The organism is Sphingomonas cynarae (assembly GCF_039537815.1).
Taxonomy (GTDB): Bacteria; Pseudomonadota; Alphaproteobacteria; order Sphingomonadales; family Sphingomonadaceae; genus Sphingomonas; species Sphingomonas cynarae.
This window is the reverse complement of record NZ_BAABBF010000010.1, coordinates 74014-95324: the sequence shown is the minus strand read 5'-3', so window position 1 is coordinate 95324 and position 21311 is coordinate 74014. Positions and strand designations below refer to the sequence as shown.

Here is a 21311-nt window from a genome sequence, read left to right as displayed (position 1 = left end):
ATCGCGGCATGGCAGCAGAGGATAACGACATGACCGAACCGACCCCTTCCCGACCGGACGACCCCCTGGATGATGGCGCCCGGCGACAGCCCGCCAGCGCCTTCGACCGGGATACCGGCTACAGCGGTCAGGGCTATCAGCGTGATCGCGAAGCGGCGGAGGGCGCTGCGCGACCGAGCGGCCATCCGCTGATCGGCGACCCGGCCACGGTGACGCCGCCGGCAGCCGATCCGCAGGCGCGCGACATTCCGCCCGAGAATGGTCGTCGTGGCTGGATCGACCCCGCCACCGGCGAGGTCCATGGCAGCGGCAGCGGTGCCGGTGGCGGCAATCCCGGCGAGAATTTCGACGACGAAAGTCCCGCCGGCGGCTGACCGGGATCAGGCGGTGGCGTCACGCATCAGGGGTGCGTGACGATCCACCAGAACCGCGCTCGCCTGATTCAGGCCGATCACCTCCACGGCGTTGCCGTGCCGCCGCATCGCGGCAACGACCTCTTCCAGCGCGCCGACCGCCGTGACATCCCACAGATGCGCGGCGGTCAGATCGATCCGCACGTGACGGGCATCGTCGCGAAGGTCGAACCGGTCGGCGAACATCTCGGCACTGGCGAAGAACACCTGTCCCGACACGATGTAGGTCCGGGTATCGCTGTCCACGTCATGCTCGACCCGGACGGCCATCAGCCGGCTGACCTTGAACGCGAAGAACACGCCGCTCAGCAATACCCCGACCGCGACGCCGATCGACAGGTCGTGCGTCGCCACCGTCACCACCACGGTGGCGAGCATGACGATGCCGGATACCCGCGGATGCCGGCGCAGATCGCGCAGCGACCCCCAGGAGAAGGTGCTGATCGACACCATCACCATGATCGCCACCAGCGCCGCCACCGGCACCTGCGCGACCCATGGCCGCAGCGGCACCATCACGATCAACAGGAAGACGCCCGCCACCAGCGTCGACAGCCGGCCCCGCCCGCCATAGCGGACATTGCCGACCGTCTGCCCGATCATCCCGCACCCGGCGATGCCGCCGAACAGGCCCGCCGCGACATTGGCCAGCCCGAGCCCGGTACACTCGCGCGCCTTGGGACTGGTGGTTTCGGTCAGGTCGTCGACCACCCGCGCGGTCATCATCGATTCCAGCAGCCCCACCGCCGCCATCGCCAACGCATAGGGGGCGACGATCACCAGCGTCGCCCAGTCGAACGGGATGGCGGGCAGTGCGAAGCCGGGCAGCGCATCCGGCAGACGCCCCAGATCGGCCACCGTCCGTAGCGGCATCGGCGCCCATGCGGCGATCACGGTCAGCACGACGATGCAGATCAGGGGCGACGGGATCGCGGTCGTCAGCCGTGGCAGCAGATAGATGATCGCAAGGCCCAGCGCGATCATCGCATGGGTATGCCACGTCACCCCCAGCATCTGCGGCACCTGCGCCGAGAAGATGAGGATCGCCAGCGCGTTCACGAAGCCGGTACGCACCGACCGCGACACGAAGCGCATCAGCATGTCGAGCCGCGCCAGCCCGAACGCGATCTGGAAGATGCCGGCCAGCACCGTCGCCGCCAGTAGATAGGAAAGCCCGTGCGCCTGCACGAGCGCGGCGGCCACCAGCGCCACGGAGCCCGCCGCGCCGGAGATCATCGCCGGGCGCCCCCCGGCAAAGGCGATCACGATGCCGATCACGAACGAGGCGAACAGCCCCACTTCGGGATTGATGCCCGCCACGAAGGCGAAGGCGATCACCTCCGGGATCAGGGCGAAGGTGCCGACCATGCCGGCCAGCACGTCGCGCCGTGCGGCGGCGGGGCCGCTGTACCATTCGGCACGGTAACGGGAAAAGGATGATAGGGTCATGTCGATCGTCCGCAATCATCGCATCGATGCGGCGCCCACCCGGCGATCGGGCGAACGGTGTCAGGGATGCGGTCTGCGTTGTCCGGCGGATCGGCGGCCGGAATAGCCACCCGGAATTGCACCGGGTCCATGCGAATGTCGCCCGCTACCGCCGAACGCGTCGCGATGCAACCTTCGCGGGGAACACCCCCTCGCCTCGTTCGTCCACCAGACGAACCATCAAGGGACCGATATCATGACGATCTTCAACAAGGACATGGTCGACCTGGCGAGCCGCAACGAGCTTTGGCAGAAGGAAGTCTATCGCGACAACAAGGTCCAGATCGTGCTGATGAGCATCCCGGCCGGCGAGGAGATCGGGATGGAGACGCATCCCGCCGACCAGACCACTTTCATCGTCGCGGGCGATGCGCAGGTGGTGATCGACGGCCATTCGACCAAGGCCAGCCCCAACCACCTCGTCGTCGTGCCCAAGGGTTCGCAGCACAACATCATCAACAAGGGCAGCGGCGATCTGAAGCTGTTTTCCGTCTACGCCCCGCCGGCAGAACCCGAAGGCGCCGCCTTCCGGACCAAGGCGGAAGCGGAGGAAGCGGAAAAGGGCCTGCTGGCCAAGGCGGCGGATGCGGTGAAGGAGGCGATCGGGCGATGAGCGGTCACGCCACCCGCGTCGTCATCACCGGCGCATCGAGCGGGATCGGGGCCGCGACGGCGATCGCCTTCGCCCGGACCGGCGCCCGTCTGGTGCTGGGCGCGCGCGGCGAGGCGGGGTTGCAGGATATCGCCCGGCGCTGCCGCGAGGTCGGCGGCATCGCCGATATCCAGGTCGTCGACACGACCGACGCGGCGGCGGTCGCATCGTTCGCGGCATCGGCGCGCGACCTGCTCGGCGGGATCGACCTGTGGTTCAGTTGTGTCGGCGTCGGCGTGGTCGGCCGGTATCACGAGGTGCCGATCGCCGATCATGCCCGCGTGATCGATACCAATCTGCTCAGCCACATGAACGATGCCCATGCCGTGTTGCCAATCTTCCTCGCGCAGGATCGCGGGACGTGGGTCAACATGATCTCGGTCGGAGGCTTCTTCGCGACGCCCTATGCCGCCGCCTATTCCGCTAGCAAGTTCGGCCTGCGCGGGTTCAGCGAGGCATTGCGCGGCGAGGTGTCGAAGCGGCCGCATATCCATGTCTGCGACGTCTATCCCACCTTCGTCGACACGCCGGGGATCGATCACGCCGGCAACTATACGGGCGCGAAGCTGTCACTGCCGCCCGGCTCGCTGGCACCGGAAACGGTGGCGAAGGCAGTGGTGCGGCTTGCACGACATCCGCGTAATACGACCGTCGTCGGCGCACCCGCGATCGCCCTGAATCTCGGCCAGTTCGCCGCCCCTAATCTGGGCGCGGCGATGATGAACGGCTTCATGGACATATGGTCCGACCGGGCCGAACCGGGCGAGGACACGCCGGGCACCTTGTTCGCGGCCCCCGGAACGGCGAGCGGCCCGGATGGCGGCCGACGTCACCCGGAACGCCGCCGCAAGGCCACCATGGCGGTCGGTGCAATCACGGCGGTGGGCGTCGCCGGCATTGGTGCGTGGTGGTGGCGGCAGCGGCGGTGAACCCACCCCCGGTCACGCCCGACGGCCGCTATATCGTGGTGCGTGGCCGACTGTGGCGGCGGGCCGATCCGGCGCTGCCCGATGTGGAACGGCAGCGACTGGTTGACCGCCTGATGGACGCCCGCCGCGCCGTCGCCCGTGCGTTGCGGACGAAAGACGACGCGGCGTTGGCGGTAGCGCGAGTCGCCGTCGAGGATGAGAAGATCGCGCTGGGGGAGCGTGGTCCAGTATGGTGGCAGGACGGCGACCCCGACCTCAACCGCCGGATGGCGCGCAATACCGTCTATGCGGACTGGTTCGCCACCATTGATTGATCGGGGGACCGATCGGGCACCGCCATGCCGATCGCCGCGGCGGCGAGGCCACGCACATCGACCCGTGACTTCAGCCGCGCGGCCAGCAACGCGGTGCCGCTCACCTTCCGCTGCACGAACAGCGTCTCGACATGCGGGACATGCCATGTCGTGCGGTCGGCAACCAGCGCGCGCGCCTCTTCGCGTACCACCGGCACGAAGGCGCGGTCCCCGAAATCGAACGGGCCGGGTCGCGCCATCGCATCGTCGACGGCGGCGATGATCCGGTCGACCGCCGGCCGATGCGCCATAGCCGCCTGCTCGCCGAGGAAACCGTTCGCCACCGCCAGATCGCGGATACGATCGCGATCGTGAACCAGACCCGCCTCGATCAGTCCGCGATACGACGCCGCGGTCGCTGCCGGTACGCTGCGGGTCGCGCCGAAATCGAGCAGTACCAGCCGGCCGGTATCCGGTTGCCAGCGATAATTGGCGAAGTTCGGATCGGTCTGCATCATGCCGAACGCGAATAGTTCGCGCAGCACGAGATCGACCAGCGCGGTCATGGCGCGGTCGCGAATGTCCTGCGGTTCGTCCGCCAGCGTCTCCACCGGCCGCCCCTCCACGAAGCTCATCGCGAGGACGCGATCGGTGGTCAGCGCGGGATCGAGCGTCGGCACCAGATAGCGCGGATCGTCGCCGAGGCGTTCGCCATAGGCACGCATCTGCTCGCCCTCGCGCCGGTAATCGGCCTCCTCGGCCAGTTGGCGTTTCGCTTCCGTCAGCAGCGGTGCGATATCCATCGTCGCGGGCAGCAGGTTCGATACGCGAAGCAGGGTCGCAACATTGTCGACATCGGCGTCGATGCTCTCGCGTAACCCCGGATACTGCACCTTGATCGCCAGGAGCCGCCCGTCAGGCAGGGTCGCACGGTGAACCTGCCCGATCGAGGCGGCGGCGATCGGCGACGCCTCGAAATGCCTGAACCGGCGTCGCCAGTCGCGGCCCCATTCCGCCTTCAGCACGCCGTCGAGTTGCTGGGGCGGCATCCGATAGGCCTGGTTGCGCATCCGCGCCATGATGGTGGATAGTTCGGGCGGCAACAGGTCCCCCGCATCCATCGAGATCATCTGCCCCAGTTTCATCGCCGCGCCGCGCAGATGCGACAACCGGTCGGCGATCCGCGTCGCGTTCGCCGGGGTCAGCATCATGTCGCCCATGGTGGGCCGCTCGCCGGCGGCCAGCCGTCGCGCGCCCTCCGCGAGCATCCCGCCCGCCACCCCGCCGGCCAGCCGGCCGAAGGTACCCAGCCGGGCGAGCCGGCCACTGGGTACGGCGCGACCGCGGGGGGCCGGAAGATTGTCGTCGTCATGATCGGGCATGACGGCACAGCGCCCGGCGACCGGCACCGGTTCCGGTTCCGGTGGAGGTCGCCGTATGCGACCACGATATGGGATCAAGGTTGACCCATCTTGGTTGCACCGCCCGGAATGACGCCGTAAGCAGCGAGGATCGTCAGGGGCGATGCCCTGGGCATGCACGTCGATCCGGTTCGCCAACCCTGCCGGAATTCCCGAAGGGGAGACGGACAGCCGGGTTCTAGCGGGGTGGCCGATGGCGCATAACCTATGGAAATTGCTGGCGATCGTTTTCCTGATGGTGGCGGCGCCGGCATGGGCGGACGGCATTTCCCTGCGTGAAGCGGTCTGCACCGCGCCCACCGCGTCGGACGCCACCCCGCAGACGGTGCGCCGGGCCGATTATGCCTGCGACGATGCGGCACCGCGTGCGGCGAAGGGCTGGCTCTGGCTGAAACTGGATGCCGCGCGGCTGGCATCGTTGCCACCGGGATGGCGACTGCTGGTCGATCAGACCCGCTTCGCGCGGATCGCATTGCTGGTCGATACGGATGCCGGTGCCAGACGGACGATGCTGTCGACAGGCGATCTTGCCGGATACGGGGCACCGGGCGGTGTCCTGCGTTTCGAGATGCCCATGGCGGGGCGCGAGGTTCGCGGCCTGTATCTCGGCTTCGACGGGATCGATGACCTGTCACTGATGCGCAAGTTGCGTGCGATGACCCCGGCCGAGCAGATGGCCGATGCGACCGCCTGGCTTGTCCTGATGGGGATGTTCGCCGGTATCCTGCTGTCCGCGCTGATCTACAACGTCGTTATCCATGCGGGGCAGCGATCGGCGTTCCAGCGCTGGTACCTGCTATGGGTCATGGTCGCCTTCGCCTATGGCATGACGTGGACGAACATGGCGGCGCTGCTCGATCCCGCCCTGGTTGGACCGGTGGCGGTCCGGATCGACTACGTGCTGGTCGGCCTGATGGTCGCGGCGGGCGGCAGGTTCTTCCTGACCGTGATCGAGGCGGGGATGATACCGCGTGCGCTGGTGGCAGCGATACGGTGGCTGACCATGCTCGGTGCCGCGGCCGGCGTGGCGGCGGCGGCGGACGGGGTGTTGCCGGTCATGCCCTTCGACCGGGCGTTGACCGTCATGGTCGCCGCGTCGTTCGTCGCCCTGGGGGCCGGCTGGGTGACGGCGATGATGCGGGGCAGCCGGGTGGTCTGGCCGTACCTGATCGGATGGGCACCGGTGATCGGCGTGTTCGTGGCGCGGCTGCTGCGCAATCTGGGTGTCATGGGACAGAGCGATGCGATCGACCGCGCCACCTTCGCCGCCCTGGCGTTCGAGGCGCTGGTGTTCTCGCTCATCATCGCGAGCCGGTTCCGCCGCCTGCGACGGGAGTTGCATCACGCCACCCGTCAACGCGAGATCGAGTTGGCCGAAACCGAGGCCCTGCGCCGCGCGGCCGAAACCGATTTCCTGACCGGACTGGGCAACCGGGCCTCATATCAGCGCAAAGCCCAGGAACTGGTCGAGGGAGGCGACGCGTTCTCGCTGTTCCTGATCGATATCGATCATCTGAAGCTGGTCAACGACCGGCTCGGCCATGCCGGGGGCGATGCGCTCATCATCGCGCTCGGCGATGCGCTCCGTTCGCTGCGCGCGGGCGACGGCCTTCATGTAGCGCGGATCGGCGGCGACGAGTTCGCGGTGCTCATGCCCGGCGATGGGATGGCGGAGGCGCGGTTGCTCGACCGGATCGACGCAATGCAGGGTGAGCCATGGCGGTTCGCGGGTGGACGGCGAATGCTGTCGGCCAGCATCGGCGTCGCCAGCTTTCCCGACGATGCCGCCGATATCGACTCATTGTACCAGAATGCCGACATGGCGCTCTATGGGGCCAAGGAGATGGGGCGTGGTCGCCATCGCCGGTACGATCCGCTGCTGCGCATCCTGCGCGATCTTCAGACCGATTTTTCCCGCGATGCGGAAAACGCACTCGATCGCGGCGAATTCGTGCTGCATTTCCAGCCGATCGTCACCCTGCCGGATGGCGATCACCGCGGGTACGAGGCACTGCTGCGCTGGAACCATCCCGAGCATGGCCTGATGCTGCCCGATCGGTTCGCGAACCTGCTCGTGGCGGATCGGCTTGGCCTTCGGATACAGGATCATGTCCTCGATACGGCGCTCGGCTGGGTGCAGCGCCGACCCGACGTCGCGATGGTGTGCGTCAACGCCACCGCTGCGCAGCTGGGCGATCCGGGTGCCGCACGCCACATCCTCGACCGGCTCGCCGACCATGGCATCGCGCCCGGCAGGCTGTGCGTCGAGGTGACGGAGGCGGCGATGCTGGACCAGGCCGCCGATACGATTCTCGCAACGCTGACGACCCTGCATCAGGCAGGCGTCGTGATCGCGATCGACGATTTCGGCACCGGCCTCGCCTCGATCGTCCATCTGCGCCGGATGCCGGTCGACCGGATCAAGATCGACCGCTCGTTCATCGCCGGGCTGGACGAGGAGGGTGGCAACGCGACCGCGATCGTGCGCGCCATCATCGCGCTGGGTCATGGGCTGGGCAAGGCGGTGATCGCGGAGGGGGTCGAAACCATAACGCAGGCACGATTGCTCGCCGATATGGGATGCCTCCTCGGCCAAGGCTTCCTGTACGGCATGGCGACCATGGACGGCAAACCGGTCCGGCATCCCCCGGCCCCGCTGCACCCCGTCTAGGCACGGGTTGTCCCACGGGATCGACAATCGGCGCCGCCGCTGTACGATCTGGTCCGACAAGATCACCGCCGGGGAAAGTGAACAATGGACGATATGCAGCCGAGCCGTCGCAGGGTGCTGGCATCGGGCATCGCCGGCGCGACGGCCGCGATGGTTCGGCCGTCACGGGCGGGCGCGGCGCCGACGGGCGGACTGCTCGCGCCGCGACCACCGATGGGCTGGAACAGCTGGAACAGCTTCGCCACCACCATCACCGAGGCGCAGGCCCGCGAAACCGCCGCGATCATGCGCGAAAAGCTGCTGCCGTTCGGCTATGATATCTTCACCGTCGATATCCAGTGGTACGAACCGGAGGCGTCGAGCTACGAATATAACGGTAATCCGGTACCGGCGATGGACGGTTACGGCCGGCTGATCCCCGCCCCGAACCGCTTTCCGTCTAGCGCCGACGGGTCGGGCTTCACCACGCTGGCCGCCGATGTCCACCGGATGGGGATGAAGTTTGGCATCCATCTGATGCGCGGCATCCCCCGGCTGGCGGTGAAACGGAACCTGCCGGTCCTCGGCACCCGCTACCGCGCCGCCGATATCGCCGACACAAGCAGCATCTGTTCGTGGAACCCCGACATGTACGGCGTCGACATGACTAAACCGGGTGCGCAGGCTTATTATGACAGCGTGTTCCGGCTGTACGCCGGCTGGGGCGTCGATTTCGTCAAGATGGACGATATGAGCCGCCCCTATGATGCCCACGCACCCGAGATCGAGGGCGCCCACCACGCCATCGCGAACAGCGGCCGCCCGATGATGCTCAGCCTGTCGCCCGGCGAGACACCGGTGATCCGTGGCGAGCATGTCCGCCGCCATGCGCAGATGTGGCGGATCAGCGACGATTTCTGGGACAATTGGGGGATGCTGGAAGCGCAGTTTACCCGGCTGGAAAACTGGAACCCGTGGCGGCGGGCGGGGGCTTGGCCGGATGCGGACATGCTGCCGTTGGGCCGGCTGGCGCTGGGCAAGCGCGATACGAAATTCACCCCCGACGAACAGCGCACGCTGATGACATTGTGGTCGATCGCGCGGTCACCGCTCATCATGGGTGGCGACCTCCGCCATCTCGATGCGCCGACCCTGGCGCTGCTGACCAATCGCGATGTCCTCGCGGTCAATCAGGCGAGTACCGACAACCAGCCGCATTTCGTCGACGACGGCGCCCGCATCTGGTCCGCCCGGCCGGAGGGCAGTCAGGATCGCTACCTCGCGCTGTTCAACCCGACGGACAAGACACGACCGGTCGGCATCTCCCTGCGCGATCTCGGCAAGGCGGGCACGGTGCGGGTGCGTGACCTATGGTCGGGGAAGGCGATCGGTACAGCTACCGACCGTGTCGTCCGCACCGTTCCAGCGCACGGCGCCGAACTGCTCCGGCTGAGTTGATCGTCCACCTTGCCGCCCGCCCGTCAGCGGGCGGGAGGATGCAGGGCAAGGAAGACGGTGCTCCAGAGTTGGGCCGCGTTGGATTCGTCGGCATCGCCGCTCGATGCGCCGAACGGAGCGACGCGGTAGCGGCCGTCCGCATAGGTCCATGACCAGAGTTCCGACGTGCGGACCTCTCCCGCCGCGTCGATCGCCCGCCACAGGCGACTGCGCAGGGCCACCAACGCCGCGCGGGTGGCGGCGGGCAGGTCGCGACGCGCCAGTTGCCGGTCCAGCCCCGCGGCCAGGATCGCCTGCTGCCACGACCAGACCACCGTGCCGTGATAGGCGTTGGCGCCGAACCGCGCCCTCGTTTCCGCCGGGGCGTAGGCGGGATTGGCGACCAGCAGGCCGACATCCGTCATCAGCCCCGCCGGAAACGGTCGCGCGATCGCCGCCACCGAGCGGTCGAGGGCGGCCGGATCGGGGTCGGTGAACAACAGGGCGAAGCCGTCGTCGGAATGGATCACCGGTACCGGCCGGCCCCGCGCATCGAGCGACAGCGCATTGAAGGCCAGCGGGGCATCACCGAGCGCGGCCAGTGCCGGGGCATCGGACACGCCCACCGCACGGGCATAATCGGCGACGGCGGCGCGGGCGCGTGTATTGGGCAGCGTCAGCGCGAACAGGCCGGGCGCGCGTTCCCGCCATATCCTTGCCTGCGCCGCGGCACGCGAGATCGCCGCCCGCTCCGCCGGGGTCCCGTACCGATCGATCAGCGGCGCGAGATCGGCGATCGCCGCCAGCGCGGCGGGCACCCAGACCGCATTCACGTCATAGGCATAGACGCCCCTGCCCAGCCCCTCCTCGCTGTCGCGCCATTGCCCGGTAAGCCGGCCGTCCTTGATCGCGACCAGCCGTTCATGGCCCGGCGCGGCGGCGAAGGCGGCGGTCCGCTTCACCACCCAGGCGAAGTTGCGCGCCAGCAGGTCGCCACGCCGCACACCGCCAATGCGACCGCCGAGGAATGCCGATGCCCGATCGCGTCCCCGATCCAGCAGCCACGCCCGGACGACGGCGGGGAACATGAAATCGTCGTCGACCATCGCGTAATCGTAGATCGGCGTGGCGACGCGGCCACGGCCTTCCTTCGCGTTGCGCAGGACGGCGAACTCGCCGATATCCTCCTCATGTGCGACCTGCCCGTCGGGGGCCAGCCGCGCGAGCACCGCGCCCAGTCCGTCCTCGACCGCCACCGGTTGCAGCACCGGCATCAGCAGCCGCAGCGACATCAGCGTATCGCGCCCGAAATAGGTATCGAACCGCCACGATCCGGCGAGATACTTCTCCCGGTAAGACAAGAATTGCAGCGCGTGGCGCGCGCGGGCATCCGTCCCCGCCGCCCCGGTCAGCAGGGCATCCTCGGCTAGCGGCGTCAGCGGCACCTCTCCCGTGGCGGCCTTGATGGTCAGGCGGATGCGGCCGGACGGCCCGGCGGATACGCTGCTGTCGGTCATCACCGTGTCGCCCACCGCGCTGACCGACAACCAGTAACCGGCCGCACCGTCCAGCCGGTCTCGCGCCCATGTCAGCACGGCATCGCCATGCATCGGCGATGCCTCCCCAAACATGGGCATGGTCGACACCTCCGGCGGCGCGGTCCGCAGCAATTCGTAATCGCGAAGCACGCGGATCGACGACAGCACCCCCTGCCCGAATGTCAGCGTCCGGGCGTCGATGCTCACCGTGGCGGTGATGCCGTTCAGGCGCCGTCCCTTCCTGTCGGTCGTCCGCCACGGTTCGGGCGGCCGGTCGAGCGCCCACGCCACCGGCTGCGCCGTCTTCGCGAACCACAGGGCGACGCCGCTGTTGCCCGCGGGAAAGCCGATCAGGATGCGCGGATCGGTACCCGATCGCAACAACAGGTGCGCCGCGACCGGCCCCTGCCGCACGAAGGCGTTGATGTTGCGCCCCTCGTCGATGCGGAAGGCGAGCGGTGGCGGGGTCCGCTGCGCGGAACCGGCGGCACCTGCACCGGCCAGCAGGACGAACGCGGCGGCAAGACGGATCATGCAGGCTCCCATGGCGACAGGAAGGCGGGGCGTGACCGGCACGCCCTGCCCCGGATCAGAAATCGAACCGCAGCGATGCGACCGCATTGGTGCCGTTGATCGGCCGGGCGAAGTAGAAGTTCGATCCCGTATTCTCGACGAAGCCACCGCGCGGATTACCTTCGGTCAGGCCGATGGCGTTGCCGATATTCTCGACGCTGGCGTTGAACGTCACCCCCGGCGCCACCCGCAACAACACCCCGGCAGAAAAGACGCTGTAGCCGGGCAGTTCCAGCGAGTTGGAGATATCCGCATAGATCTTTCCGATCCGCTTCCAGTTGCCGTAGATCTCACCCAGATCGCCCGGTAGCACGATCGCGGGGGTGACGTTGACATTGACCGAGGGAGTTCGTTCCGGCCGGTTTCCATCGAAGGTGTTGACGAGCGCGACGTCGCTGGCGCTCGGCGTCTGCGACACGCCGTTCAGCGCGGCGCCGACGCGGTTCACGTTGATGTTCGAATCCTGGATCACGCCCGATGCCTGCACGCGGAACCATGATACCGGCCTGACCGTCACTTCGAACTCGCCGCCATAGACATCGATGTTCGAGAACGCCTGCACCTCCACACCGGTGGAATTCTGGCGCGAGAAGATGAAATCCTTGAACTTGGTGTAGAAGCCGGTCAGCGACGCCTGCAGGAATCCCGACGAATAGCGGACGCCGCCCTCGGCGAATTCCAGGTCGGTCGGTGCGTTCTGCTCCTGCGCCTGGAAGCCGGTGGCATAGCGGCCATAGACCGCAAGGCGCGGCGTAATGAGGTAATTGGCCCCGATCGTATAGGCCAGCTTGTTGAACTCGCGCCGCTGCGACGTGTAGGTGCCGGCGAAGCTGTTGCCGCCGAACTGCGCGATATAGTTGTTGGCGATGATCGTGTCGTTGTCCTGCACGATCGTACCGTTGACGAAGGTACCCGCCCCCGCGACCGGCGTCCGCCCCACGGTGTCGCCGCCGCGCCGGTTGAATACGAAATGCTCGAACCGGACGCCGCCGTCGATGCGCAGCGCATCCCACAGCGTCAGCTGATCGGTGGCATAGCCGGAGATCGAGGTGAACTTCGCCCGGCTCGGTCCCTCGCCGAAGGTGCCGTAGTTGAGGAAGCCGTTCTCGGTCAGCGATCCGACCACCCCGCCCGCAGCGTTGAGCGCGACCACGTCGACACGCCGCGCCCGGTCCTGCACGTCGGTCAGGAAGGTCGAGGCGCCGATCGCGTCATTGTACCGGCTCGACCGCGTGAACAGGCCACCGACCGTGAGCGAGTTGCCGGGCGTCTGCCAGGTGATGCCGGTATCGCTATTGAACTCCTTCACCCGCGCCTTGTTGTCGCCGATCACGCTCTCCGCGATCAGACCGTTGCCGTTCAGCGCGTTGAGCGCGGCGGTGCCCGCGACGATCTGGCCGGTATCCACGTAGCGCAGCCCGAGCGAGCCGGCGCCGCGCGGCGCGAAGGTCTGCAGCGCCAGCACGCTGGTCGCATTGGGGTTGGCACCGAACGTGTTCAGCCGCTCGGACGCCAGTTGCAGCGCCGAATTGTCGTAGGAGAAGATCGAGTTGAAGTTCGTCTTGAACCGCGTGTACCGGCCCCGCGCGAAGAAATTCACCTCCTCGCCGAAATCCTGCGTCAGGTCGTAGCCATAGGCCTGTGCGCGGGTATGCACGCCGTCCTCCAGGTCGATGTCCTCGAACGAGCGGCCGGTGGTGGGCGAGGTACGGGTGCGGACCAGCGAGAAGTCGCGGCTCTGCAACAGACCGTGCGTCGCCGACAGGCCGGGGATCGACTGCGGATCGCCGACACCGGTCACCGGGATCGGCACGTAGAAGGTGTTATGGTCGTCCACCACCTTGGCCGACAGCGTCAGCTTGCCGGTGTTCCAGCGCTGCGCTACCGCACCGCGGAAGATGAAGCCGTGATTGGCGTCATAACCCGGATCGCGGATGCCCTCGTCCCGCCGGTAGAAACCGCCCAGCGAAATCGCGGTGTTCTCGCCGATCGGCCGCGTCATGAACGCGTCAACCCGTGCGGTGGCGAAGGACGAGGTGGTCAGCTGGAACGTGCCGCCCGCCTTGTCGAAATCGGGTTTGCGGGTGATGAAGTTGATCGTCGCGCCCGCGCCGTTGACGGTCAGGATACCCGACGAGCCGGAACGCACCGCCTCCAGCCGGTCGATCGACACCTCCTGCTTCAGCAGCGTGTCCGACAGCGCGTTGATGTAGAAGATCGGCAGCCCGTCTTCCTGCAACTGCACGAATTGCTGCCCGCCCCCGGCAAGACCCCGGACCGAGAAGTTGTTCGACACCTCGCCACCCGATCCCTCGACATAGATGCCGGGGATCAGCTCCAGCGCCTGCGCGGTCGATCGCGGCGCCTTGCGATCGAGATCCTCGCGCGTGGCGACGGTGATCGCGGACGAGGACGTCAGCACCGTCGCGCCACGGGCGCGGGTACCGGTGACGATGATCTCGTCCAGTTCGTTGTTGGCCTGTTCGGTCGGCGCCTCACCCGGCTGGTTGACGTTGTCCGTCTGCGGGGCGGCGGGGTTCGCGGCGGGATCGGCCGCCTGCCCCTGCTGCGGCCTGACCGCGAGCGACAGGGGCCGGACCGGCATGGAGCCGGCGGCGAGCACGGCGGTGCGCCCGTCGAACGACACGACCCGCAGCCCCGCCATCGCGGTCAGCCGGCGCAGGGCATCGGCGACCCGCATCGTGCCCCGCAGGTCCGCGGTCCGCCGGCCACGGGTCGCCGCCTCCGGCGCGATGATCTGGATGCCGGCCTGACGGGCGAACGCGACGATGCCGGTGGCGGCCGGCTGCGCCGCCACGTCGAAACTGCGCGACTGGGCATAGGCGGCGGCGGGACTGGCGGTGACCATCGCGACGATGGAGGCCGTGACGAGCGAGGCTTGAAGGCGCATGATTTCGTTCTCCCCAATGATCGGGCACGTCTTCGGCGTGCCTTGCGATCAGGAGATACGCGGCGATGGCATTTCCGTCGCGATCCGGCCCGATTTATTCGACGATGCGGATCGCATCCCCGTCGCGCTCGATCCGGGCGCCCGTCATCGTCGCGGCGGAGCGGGCGAAGCCCTCCACGTCGTCGGTGCGGAACCAGCCGACGATCCGCCGTTCGGCCAGCGGTGCCTCCACCGCCAGCTGACGCGTGTTGTAGCGGTTGAACTCGGCGGCGGCGTCGCCCAGCGTCATCCCCTCCAGCACGATCTCGCCCCGCCGCCAGGCCAGCGCATCGGCCACGCCACCGTCGGTCACCGCCGCGTGGCCGACGCCCGCCTGTTCCGGCACGGACGCCCGGCGCCCGGCATCGACGAACAGGAACCGGGCGGGATCGGCGGTCGACCACACCCGCACGCGCCCCGCCGTCACCAGCACCTCCGCCAGCCCGGCGCGACGACGGACGGCAAAGGCGGTGCCGACCGCCTCGACCCGTATTGCCCCGGCCACGACCACGAACGGCCGCCGACGGTTGTGGGCGACATCGAACCACGCCTCACCCCGGTCGAGCATCACCTGACGGTGCGCCGGGGTGTAGGCGATGCGCGAACGGGTATCGGTGTTGAGCAGCATCGTCGACCCGTCGGCCAGTCGTGCCCGGCGCTGTTCGCCATGCGCGGTGGCCACCGCCTCATCGCGATCGCCGTCCAGCCACCAGGCAGTGCCTGCCGTGGCGATTGCGGCCATCCCGGCGGCAACCAGCCATCGTCGCCGCGCCGGACTAGCCGGCGCATCGTCCGCGATCACCGCCGGCACCGCCACCACGTCGAGTGCGGCCCATGCCGCCTGTGCCCGGATCAGCGCGCCGCATCGCCGCGGGTCCTCCGCCAGCCACGCGTCGAGCGCCGCCTGCGTGGCGTCATCGCGCGGCGTCTGGTCCAGCCGCACCGCCCACATCGCGGCGGCGTCCATGGTCGTGTCCGCCGCCATGTCAGCGGGGATTGGCCGGACGGCGGGCATGACCGACCTTGCCGGTGCCGACGGGTCGGGTCCGGACGGGGCGGGCCGGCAGTTCGTCGCGCTCTCCGTCGCTGAGACCGGCCAGCAACGCCCGCAGCCCGCGCGACAGGTCGTTCTCCACCACCGCCTCGCTCACCCCCAGCCGCTCGGCGATCTGCCGCTGCGACAGGCCATCCAGTTTGCGTAGCCGGATCGCGGTGCGGGCCCGTTCCGGCAACCCGGCGAGCAGCACGTCGACATGGGCGAGCAGCCAGCGACCGCCCACGATCCGGTCGGGCGACAATTCGTCCGCTGCCAGCACCCCCTCCAGATCGGCAGCGGACCCCGCCGCCTCGATCCGCACGACGCGGGCACGCCGCAGTTCCGCCAGCACGACGTTGCGCGCGGTCTGGAACACGTACCGGCGCGGGTCGTCGATCCGGTCGAAATCGGTCATGCCCGCGATCCGGCAATAGGTTTCCTGCACCACGTCATCGACATCGCATCCCGGAAAGGCACGACGAAGCCACCGTCGCAGACCGGGTTCGGCCGGCAACACATGCCGCGCCACCCACGTCACCAGGCTCGTCATCGTCGCCATCGCATCCCCTGTCTCCCATGCCTTGATGCATGGCGCCAGCGGTTCCGTCCGGCGGCGGCGTCGTCCTATCCGTCGGCCATCGCTTCCATCGCCACCGGCCGTGTCGCGGCAGGCAGGCGCAGCGTCAGCCGGTCCTGGTCGATCGTCAGTTCGCCGCCCAGTTCCGCGGCGAGGTTGCGCACCAGCCGCAACGTGAAGCTGATGCCCAGCAACGGCGCGCCCTCGCCCCCGTCATCCGCCAGCGCGTCGGCCATGCCGTCCAGCGTGAACAGCGGTTCGCCCGGCACGCCGGTGATCGCGCGCGGCCGGGTGCCCGTCACCACGACGTGGCGACCGGCGGTGTGGACCGCCACGTCGATCCGCTCCCCCGCCTCGGCCGCAGCGACCAGAGCGGCGAGCAACCGGTTGACCAGCCGGTCCGCCGCGCGGTCGTCCACCACCGCCACCGCGTCGCCCGACGCGGCCAGTTCCACGCTGCGCGCCCGCGCCAGCGGCGTCAGGTCGGCCACCGCCCGCCCGATCAGCGCGCCCAGCGGCACCTCCGCCGGGCGCAGGTCGAGCGCCCCGCCCTCGATCCGCGCCGCCACGTCGAGATCGTCGATCGCCGCGAGCAGGCTGGCGGCCTGTACCCGGATCACATGCGCGCGCTTGCGATAGGGATCGGGCACGGGACCCAGCAACTCGGTTTCGATCAACTCGGCAAAGCCCATCACCGCATTGGCAGGGGTGCGCAGTTCGTGCACCAACTGGCGCAGGCCATCCGACATCGCCGCCCGTGTGCCGGTGGCGGGCGCCTCTTCGCGCGTGGCAGGCCGCTGGCCGGTGCCGGCATAGCCGACGAAGCGCCCCGTCGCCGGATCGAAGCGCGGCACGGCACTGATCCGCCACGATCCCGCCGCATCGGACAGCCCCTCAACTTCCAACCGGATATCCGCGAAACGTGCGCGACGGCGAAGCGCCGCCGCCGCCCCGGCATCGATTCGCACCAGCCCCTGCGGCCCCGGCATTTCGAGCGACGCACCGACGAGCGCGGCACGGCCGACCCCATCGACCCACCGGATCGTACCCGCAGGATCGGTCACGAACCGGAACCCGCCGGTGGTGGCGGGCGGCGGATCGCGGAACCGTTCGCTCCAGCCGTGGCGATATGCATCGATCCGGGCGATCAGGTCGGCGATCGGAAACGTGATGCTCGCGGGGCCCCCGGATCGGGGTTCGCCCACGGGCGGCGGCGCGGCGGCCGGCTCGGGAGGGCGGATCGCCGCGTCATCGGCATCGATCGCCATCGGCGGATCGGTCGCCGTGATCGGTGCCGCGATCGCCCGGTCGACGCTGCCCAAGCTGTCGAGCCCGCGCCGCACCACCGCCGGCAGGTCTTTTCGCCGCCGCAACATCCCGCGGCTTGTCGGCCCCAGTCGCGGCAGCAGTCCGAGCCAGCTGGCCGCCGCCAATCGTACGCCGCCCAGAACGGGTTCTGCGACCACAGGCTCGTCCTCACCGAACAATCCGACCAGCGTGGCGGAGGGCCATGCCCCTGCCAGCCCGCGTCCGGACGACGTCCGTACCGCCACAGGCACTTGCCCGCGCAAATCGCGCAGTCGCCCGATCAGCGCCGCCTCGTTGGCGAAGCGTTCACGCCCCATCAGGTCGACGAGTTGCCGCCACGTCGCCTGCGCGCCCAGCCCGGGCGTCTGCCCGGCTGCCAGCACCGTATCGAGGCGGTCGTCGAAGCGCACGCGAATAGCTCCCATCGGCCCCGCATGGGATACGGGGTCGCAACGATGCCTTAATGGACCCGGAACGGGCTCGATACCGGCTTTCTGCGATCGTCACTCTATGGGACAATTGCCTTATCCGGCAATTATCTTATGTGCCGACCCCCAAGGCTGAACGGTCATATCTCCGGGAGATGGAACACGATGGCGATCGATCGAATCGACCGGCAGATCCTGTCCTTGTTGCAGGACGACGGACGGATGACGAATGTCGATCTGGCCGAACGGGTCGGGCTGACCGCACCACCCTGTCTGCGCCGGGTCCGTGCGCTGGAGGAAGCGGGGGCGATTCGCGGCTATCACGCGGATCTGGACGCCGCGCGTCTGGGCTACCCGATCACGGTCTTCGCGATGGTGTCGCTGCGCAGCCAGGCCGAACGCGATCTCGCTGCGTTCGAAGACCATGTCGCCGCGATTCCCGAAATCCGCGAATGCCACATGCTGAACGGCGAGATCGACTTCATCCTCAAGATCGTGGCGTCCGACCTCAAGAGCTTTCAGGAAATCCTGACGACGCACCTGACGCCGGCACCCAATGTCGCCAGCGTGAAGACGTCGCTGACGATCCGGACTGCCAAGGCGGTATCCGGCATCCCGGTCCGCCTGGAATAGAAAACCCCTCCCCTGTCGCCAGAGGAGGGGTGGTGACGAAGATATCGGAATACCCCCGCGCCAGCGGCGGGTGCCCCCTCCCTGAACAGGGAAGGGGCTGCCTCCTTACGCCGTCGGTGCCGCCAGATAGGCGTTCCACAGGCCGGCGATCCCGGCGCGTGGCGTACCCTTCACGGCGTCGAACGCCGCCTTGGCGCCGGCCTTGTCGCCCGACTTCGCCAGCGCAATGCCGAGGTGCGTATTGACCTCGTCCGCGTCGACGCCGCCCTTTTGCAGCGCCACACGGTAGAGTGCGGCTGCTTCGGTGTAGTTGTCCTGACCCAGATAGGCGTCGGCGGTACCGGCGGCGAGCTTGCCGGTCGCTGCGGCATTGGCCTTCGTCTTCAGCGGCGCCAGCGATCCTTCGGCGGCGACCTGACGCGTGGCCTCGGTCACCATCGTCTTGGCCAGCGTATTGGATGCCGGAATCTTGCCGGCAGCCTGACCTTCCTTGATGACCGCCAGTGCTTCGGCGGGCAGGCCGCGGCGCTGCACGTCGTCGGCATATTCCAGATAGTCGTTCTGATCGGCCAGCGCCTTGTTCTGGCGGAGCAGGCGGAACAGGTCGATCTTCTGCGCATCGTCCAGCTTGGCGATCGAATTGCTCGACAGGCCATAGGTCACCACCACGTCGCGCCAGTTCTTGGGCGTGGGATAGGCGGAGACATAGGATTGCAGCCACGTCATCGTCGTCGGCAGCTTCGCCTGGTTGGAACGTGCGATGCCGTAGCGATAGATGTCCTCGGGCGCCTTCTGGCCGCTCGCATTCATCTGCTGCACCGCGGCCTGCAGGTCGGTCAGGCCACCGGCCACGTCGCCGCCGCCGACCTTCGCCTGCGCGGTCTGCACGACGAGATTGGGGTCGGAATAGCCGAACTGCTTGGCCTGCTCGAAGAACTGGACCGCGACCGGGAACTGCTTGCCGTTATAGGCCAGCAGGCCCCGCTGGTAGGCCAGCTTGCCCTTCTCGGCGACGGGCGTGTTCGGGCTGGCCATCAACGCCTCGATCGGCTTGGCGAGCACCGTCTCGTCGACCGGTGCGTTCGGGTTGGCGGTGCGCGCCGCCTGGATCTTGATCTGCTCCAGATTGTACCGCATCGCCGCCGCGAAATACTTTTCGTCGTCCGACTTGGCGACGGTTTCGAGCTGCACGATCGCTGGTTCGGCAGTGGCGGCGTCCTTGGCGGCGAGCGCGGTCTGCGCCGTCTGGGCGGCCTTCAGCGCCTCCGGGCTCATCTTGGGGCCGGGCTTCTCGTCCTTCTTCTTCTGGGCGAAGGCGGGCGGGGTCAATGCGACCCCGGTCGCACCGGTGGTCAGCGCCAGCGCGATGGCAAGCTTCGAAATCGTCTTCATGGTCGTGGAATTCTCCTGTTGCCCGGTGGCATCGACATGTCGGGTTGCATCTACCGCCGCAGCCTGCCGCCATCAAGCGAGCCCGGGCGTTATGGTTCCATGCCGCCGAAGCGCTGAACCGCGATTGAACCGCCTCGCCGCCCACGCTACCCGGCGCGGACCATGATTGCCGTGATCTCCCCCGCCAAGACGCTGGATTATGACAGCGCCCTGCCCCCGCTCGACCCCACCGAGCCGCGCCTCGCGAATGAAGCGGCGACGCTGGCCCGGGCGGCCGCGCGGCTGGGGCCAAAAAAGCTGGCCGAACTGATGAAGATATCGCCCGCGCTGGCGACGCTCAACGCGCAACGTTTCCGCGATTTCGCCGACGCCCCCGCCCGCCCCGCGATGTTCGCCTTCGCCGGTGACGTCTATACCGGGCTGGACGCCGCCACGCTGGAGGCACCTGCGATCGTCTTCGCGCAGGACCATCTGCGAATGCTGTCGGGCCTTTATGGGCTGCTCCGCCCGCTCGATGCGATGCGGCCCTACCGGCTGGAGATGGGCACGCGCTGGGCGCCGCGGAAGGATCGCCTGACCGACTGGTGGCAGGGTCGCATCGCCGACCTGCTTGCCACCGACGTGGCGGCGGAGGGATCGGACACGATCCTGAACCTGGCCAGCAACGAATATTGGACGGCGGTCGGCGGGCGGCTGCCCGCCGGCGTCCGCACCGTCGCGGTCGATTTCCGCGATGGTGGCCGCTTCGTCAGCTTCCATGCCAAGAAGGCACGCGGCATGATGGCGCGCTGGCTGGTCGAACATCGGGTGGAGGAGGTAGAGGATATGAAGGCGTTCGACAGCGACGGCTATACCTTCATGGCGGCCGACAGTGACGACCTGCGCTGGACCTTCGCGCGATGAAGCAGGCGATCGTCATCGGCGCGTCGGGCGGCATCGGCGCCGCGCTCGTGCAGGCGCTGGCGGAGGAGGACGTGCCCGTGCGCGGCCTCGCCCGCTCCTTTGCCGGGCGCGACCATCTCGACCTGACCGACGAGGCTAGCATCGCCGCCGCCGCTGCCGGCGTCACCGCCGCGCCCGATCTGGTCGTGCTGACCACCGGGCTGCTGCACGAGGGCGAGCGTGGTCCCGAAAAAAGCATGGCCGCGCTCGATGCCGACTGGCTGATGCGCCAATATGCGATCAACGCGATCGGCCCCGCCCTCGTCGCCAAGCATTTCCTGCCGTTGATGCCCCGGGCCGGGCGCTGCGTGTTCGCGGTGCTGTCGGCGCGCGTCGGCTCGATCGGCGACAACAAGCTGGGCGGCTGGTACGGCTATCGCGCCGCGAAGGCCGCCTTGAACCAGCTGATCCGCACCCTCGCGATCGAGGAACGCCGTCGCAACGATCGGGCGATCGTCGTCGGTCTTCACCCCGGCACCGTCGACACCGGCCTGTCCCGGCCGTTCCAGGCGAATGTCCGGGCCGACCAGTTGTTCACCGCCGATCGCGCCGCGGTGCAGCTGCTCGACGTGATCGAGGGCCTGAAGGCGCCCGACAGCGGCCGGCTGTTCGATTGGGAGGGCAAGGAAATCACGCCCTGACGAAAGCGGC

17 protein-coding genes and 1 other annotated feature are annotated in these 21311 nt (G+C 68.3%); of the genes, 9 read left to right on the top strand and 8 right to left on the bottom strand.

Translation table 11 applies throughout. The features are described 5' to 3' along the window. The first annotated feature begins 29 nt into the window (after positions 1 to 29). The gene (locus ABD719_RS16770; protein WP_344694509.1) at positions 30 to 374 is read left to right on the top strand and encodes a hypothetical protein; all 345 of its coding nucleotides are present in this window, start codon (positions 30 to 32) and stop codon (positions 372 to 374) included. 6 nt (positions 375 to 380) lie between these two features. On the opposite strand, the gene ABD719_RS16765 is transcribed toward ABD719_RS16770, so the two are convergent. Beyond that, the gene (locus ABD719_RS16765) at positions 381 to 1862 is read right to left on the bottom strand and encodes a SulP family inorganic anion transporter (RefSeq protein WP_344694508.1); all 1482 of its coding nucleotides are present in this window, start codon (positions 1860 to 1862) and stop codon (positions 381 to 383) included. A gap of 76 nt (positions 1863 to 1938) precedes the next feature. After that, positions 1939 to 1994: a sequence feature (sul1 is cis-regulatory element that is thought to sense ions involved in sulfur or methionine metabolism; They are found in Alphaproteobacteria), on the bottom strand. A 103-nt stretch (positions 1995 to 2097) separates the two neighbouring features. Between ABD719_RS16765 and ABD719_RS16760 the strand changes: the two genes are divergently transcribed. The 3 genes from ABD719_RS16760 to ABD719_RS16750 are packed head-to-tail and all read left to right on the top strand — an operon-like array spanning position 2098 to position 3796. Continuing rightward, the gene (locus tag ABD719_RS16760) at positions 2098 to 2514 is read left to right on the top strand and encodes a cupin domain-containing protein (protein WP_344694507.1); all 417 of its coding nucleotides are present in this window, start codon (positions 2098 to 2100) and stop codon (positions 2512 to 2514) included. Beyond that, positions 2511 to 3482, top strand: coding sequence for an SDR family oxidoreductase (locus ABD719_RS16755; RefSeq protein ID WP_344694506.1), 972 nt, complete (start codon positions 2511 to 2513; stop codon positions 3480 to 3482). Before ABD719_RS16760 ends, ABD719_RS16755 begins: the two co-directional genes overlap by 4 nt. After that, positions 3479 to 3796 carry a hypothetical protein gene (locus ABD719_RS16750; RefSeq protein ID WP_344694505.1) on the top strand — a complete coding sequence of 106 codons (318 nt, stop codon included), beginning with the start codon at positions 3479 to 3481 and terminating at the stop codon, positions 3794 to 3796. The genes ABD719_RS16755 and ABD719_RS16750 overlap by 4 nt, the downstream gene beginning before the upstream one ends. Here the strand turns inward: ABD719_RS16750 and ABD719_RS16745 are convergent. Beyond that, a complete protein-coding gene (locus ABD719_RS16745) occupies positions 3766 to 5157 on the bottom strand; it encodes an ABC1 kinase family protein (protein WP_344694504.1) in 1392 nt (463 codons plus the stop codon). The genes ABD719_RS16750 and ABD719_RS16745 overlap by 31 nt on opposite strands. Before the next feature lie 232 nt (positions 5158 to 5389). Here ABD719_RS16745 and ABD719_RS16740 point away from each other — a divergent pair, with 232 nt between their 5' ends. Together ABD719_RS16740 and ABD719_RS16735 are read left to right on the top strand one after the other, a co-directional pair. Further along, entirely contained in the window at positions 5390 to 7867 is a 2478-nt protein-coding gene (locus ABD719_RS16740; RefSeq protein ID WP_344694503.1) for a putative bifunctional diguanylate cyclase/phosphodiesterase, read from the top strand. Positions 7868 to 7951: 84 nt separating this feature from the next. Next, positions 7952 to 9304 (top strand): glycoside hydrolase family 27 protein, encoded by a 1353-nt coding sequence (locus tag ABD719_RS16735; protein ID WP_344694502.1) that lies wholly within the window; start codon positions 7952 to 7954, stop codon positions 9302 to 9304. A 23-nt stretch (positions 9305 to 9327) separates the two neighbouring features. On the opposite strand, the gene ABD719_RS16730 is transcribed toward ABD719_RS16735, so the two are convergent. From ABD719_RS16730 to ABD719_RS16710, 5 genes are all read right to left on the bottom strand, one after another. After that, on the bottom strand, positions 9328 to 11355 hold the full coding sequence (locus ABD719_RS16730; protein ID WP_344694501.1) for a hypothetical protein: 2028 nt from the start codon (positions 11353 to 11355) through the stop codon (positions 9328 to 9330). A 55-nt stretch (positions 11356 to 11410) separates the two neighbouring features. Next, positions 11411 to 14305 (bottom strand): TonB-dependent receptor, encoded by a 2895-nt coding sequence (locus ABD719_RS16725; protein ID WP_344694500.1) that lies wholly within the window; start codon positions 14303 to 14305, stop codon positions 11411 to 11413. Positions 14306 to 14399: 94 nt separating this feature from the next. Beyond that, positions 14400 to 15359, bottom strand: a complete 960-nt coding sequence (locus tag ABD719_RS16720; protein ID WP_344694499.1) for a FecR family protein — start codon at positions 15357 to 15359, stop codon at positions 14400 to 14402. Beyond that, the gene (locus ABD719_RS16715; protein ID WP_344694498.1) at positions 15331 to 15939 is read right to left on the bottom strand and encodes an RNA polymerase sigma factor; all 609 of its coding nucleotides are present in this window, start codon (positions 15937 to 15939) and stop codon (positions 15331 to 15333) included. The genes ABD719_RS16720 and ABD719_RS16715 overlap by 29 nt, the downstream gene beginning before the upstream one ends. Positions 15940 to 16004: 65 nt before the next feature. Further along, the gene (locus ABD719_RS16710) at positions 16005 to 17675 is read right to left on the bottom strand and encodes a sensor histidine kinase (RefSeq protein WP_344694497.1); all 1671 of its coding nucleotides are present in this window, start codon (positions 17673 to 17675) and stop codon (positions 16005 to 16007) included. A 183-nt stretch (positions 17676 to 17858) separates the two neighbouring features. Between ABD719_RS16710 and ABD719_RS16705 the strand changes: the two genes are divergently transcribed. Continuing rightward, positions 17859 to 18326: an Lrp/AsnC family transcriptional regulator gene (locus ABD719_RS16705; RefSeq protein WP_192128890.1), complete on the top strand. Its 468-nt coding sequence runs from the start codon at positions 17859 to 17861 to the stop codon at positions 18324 to 18326. A gap of 105 nt (positions 18327 to 18431) precedes the next feature. On the opposite strand, the gene ABD719_RS16700 is transcribed toward ABD719_RS16705, so the two are convergent. Then, positions 18432 to 19718: a hypothetical protein gene (locus tag ABD719_RS16700; RefSeq protein WP_344694496.1), complete on the bottom strand. Its 1287-nt coding sequence runs from the start codon at positions 19716 to 19718 to the stop codon at positions 18432 to 18434. 162 nt (positions 19719 to 19880) lie between these two features. Here ABD719_RS16700 and ABD719_RS16695 point away from each other — a divergent pair, with 162 nt between their 5' ends. Then, positions 19881 to 20621, top strand: a complete 741-nt coding sequence (locus tag ABD719_RS16695; RefSeq protein ID WP_344694495.1) for a YaaA family protein — start codon at positions 19881 to 19883, stop codon at positions 20619 to 20621. After that, positions 20618 to 21301, top strand: coding sequence for an SDR family NAD(P)-dependent oxidoreductase (locus tag ABD719_RS16690; protein ID WP_344694494.1), 684 nt, complete (start codon positions 20618 to 20620; stop codon positions 21299 to 21301). Before ABD719_RS16695 ends, ABD719_RS16690 begins: the two co-directional genes overlap by 4 nt. Positions 21302 to 21311: the final 10 nt, after the last annotated feature.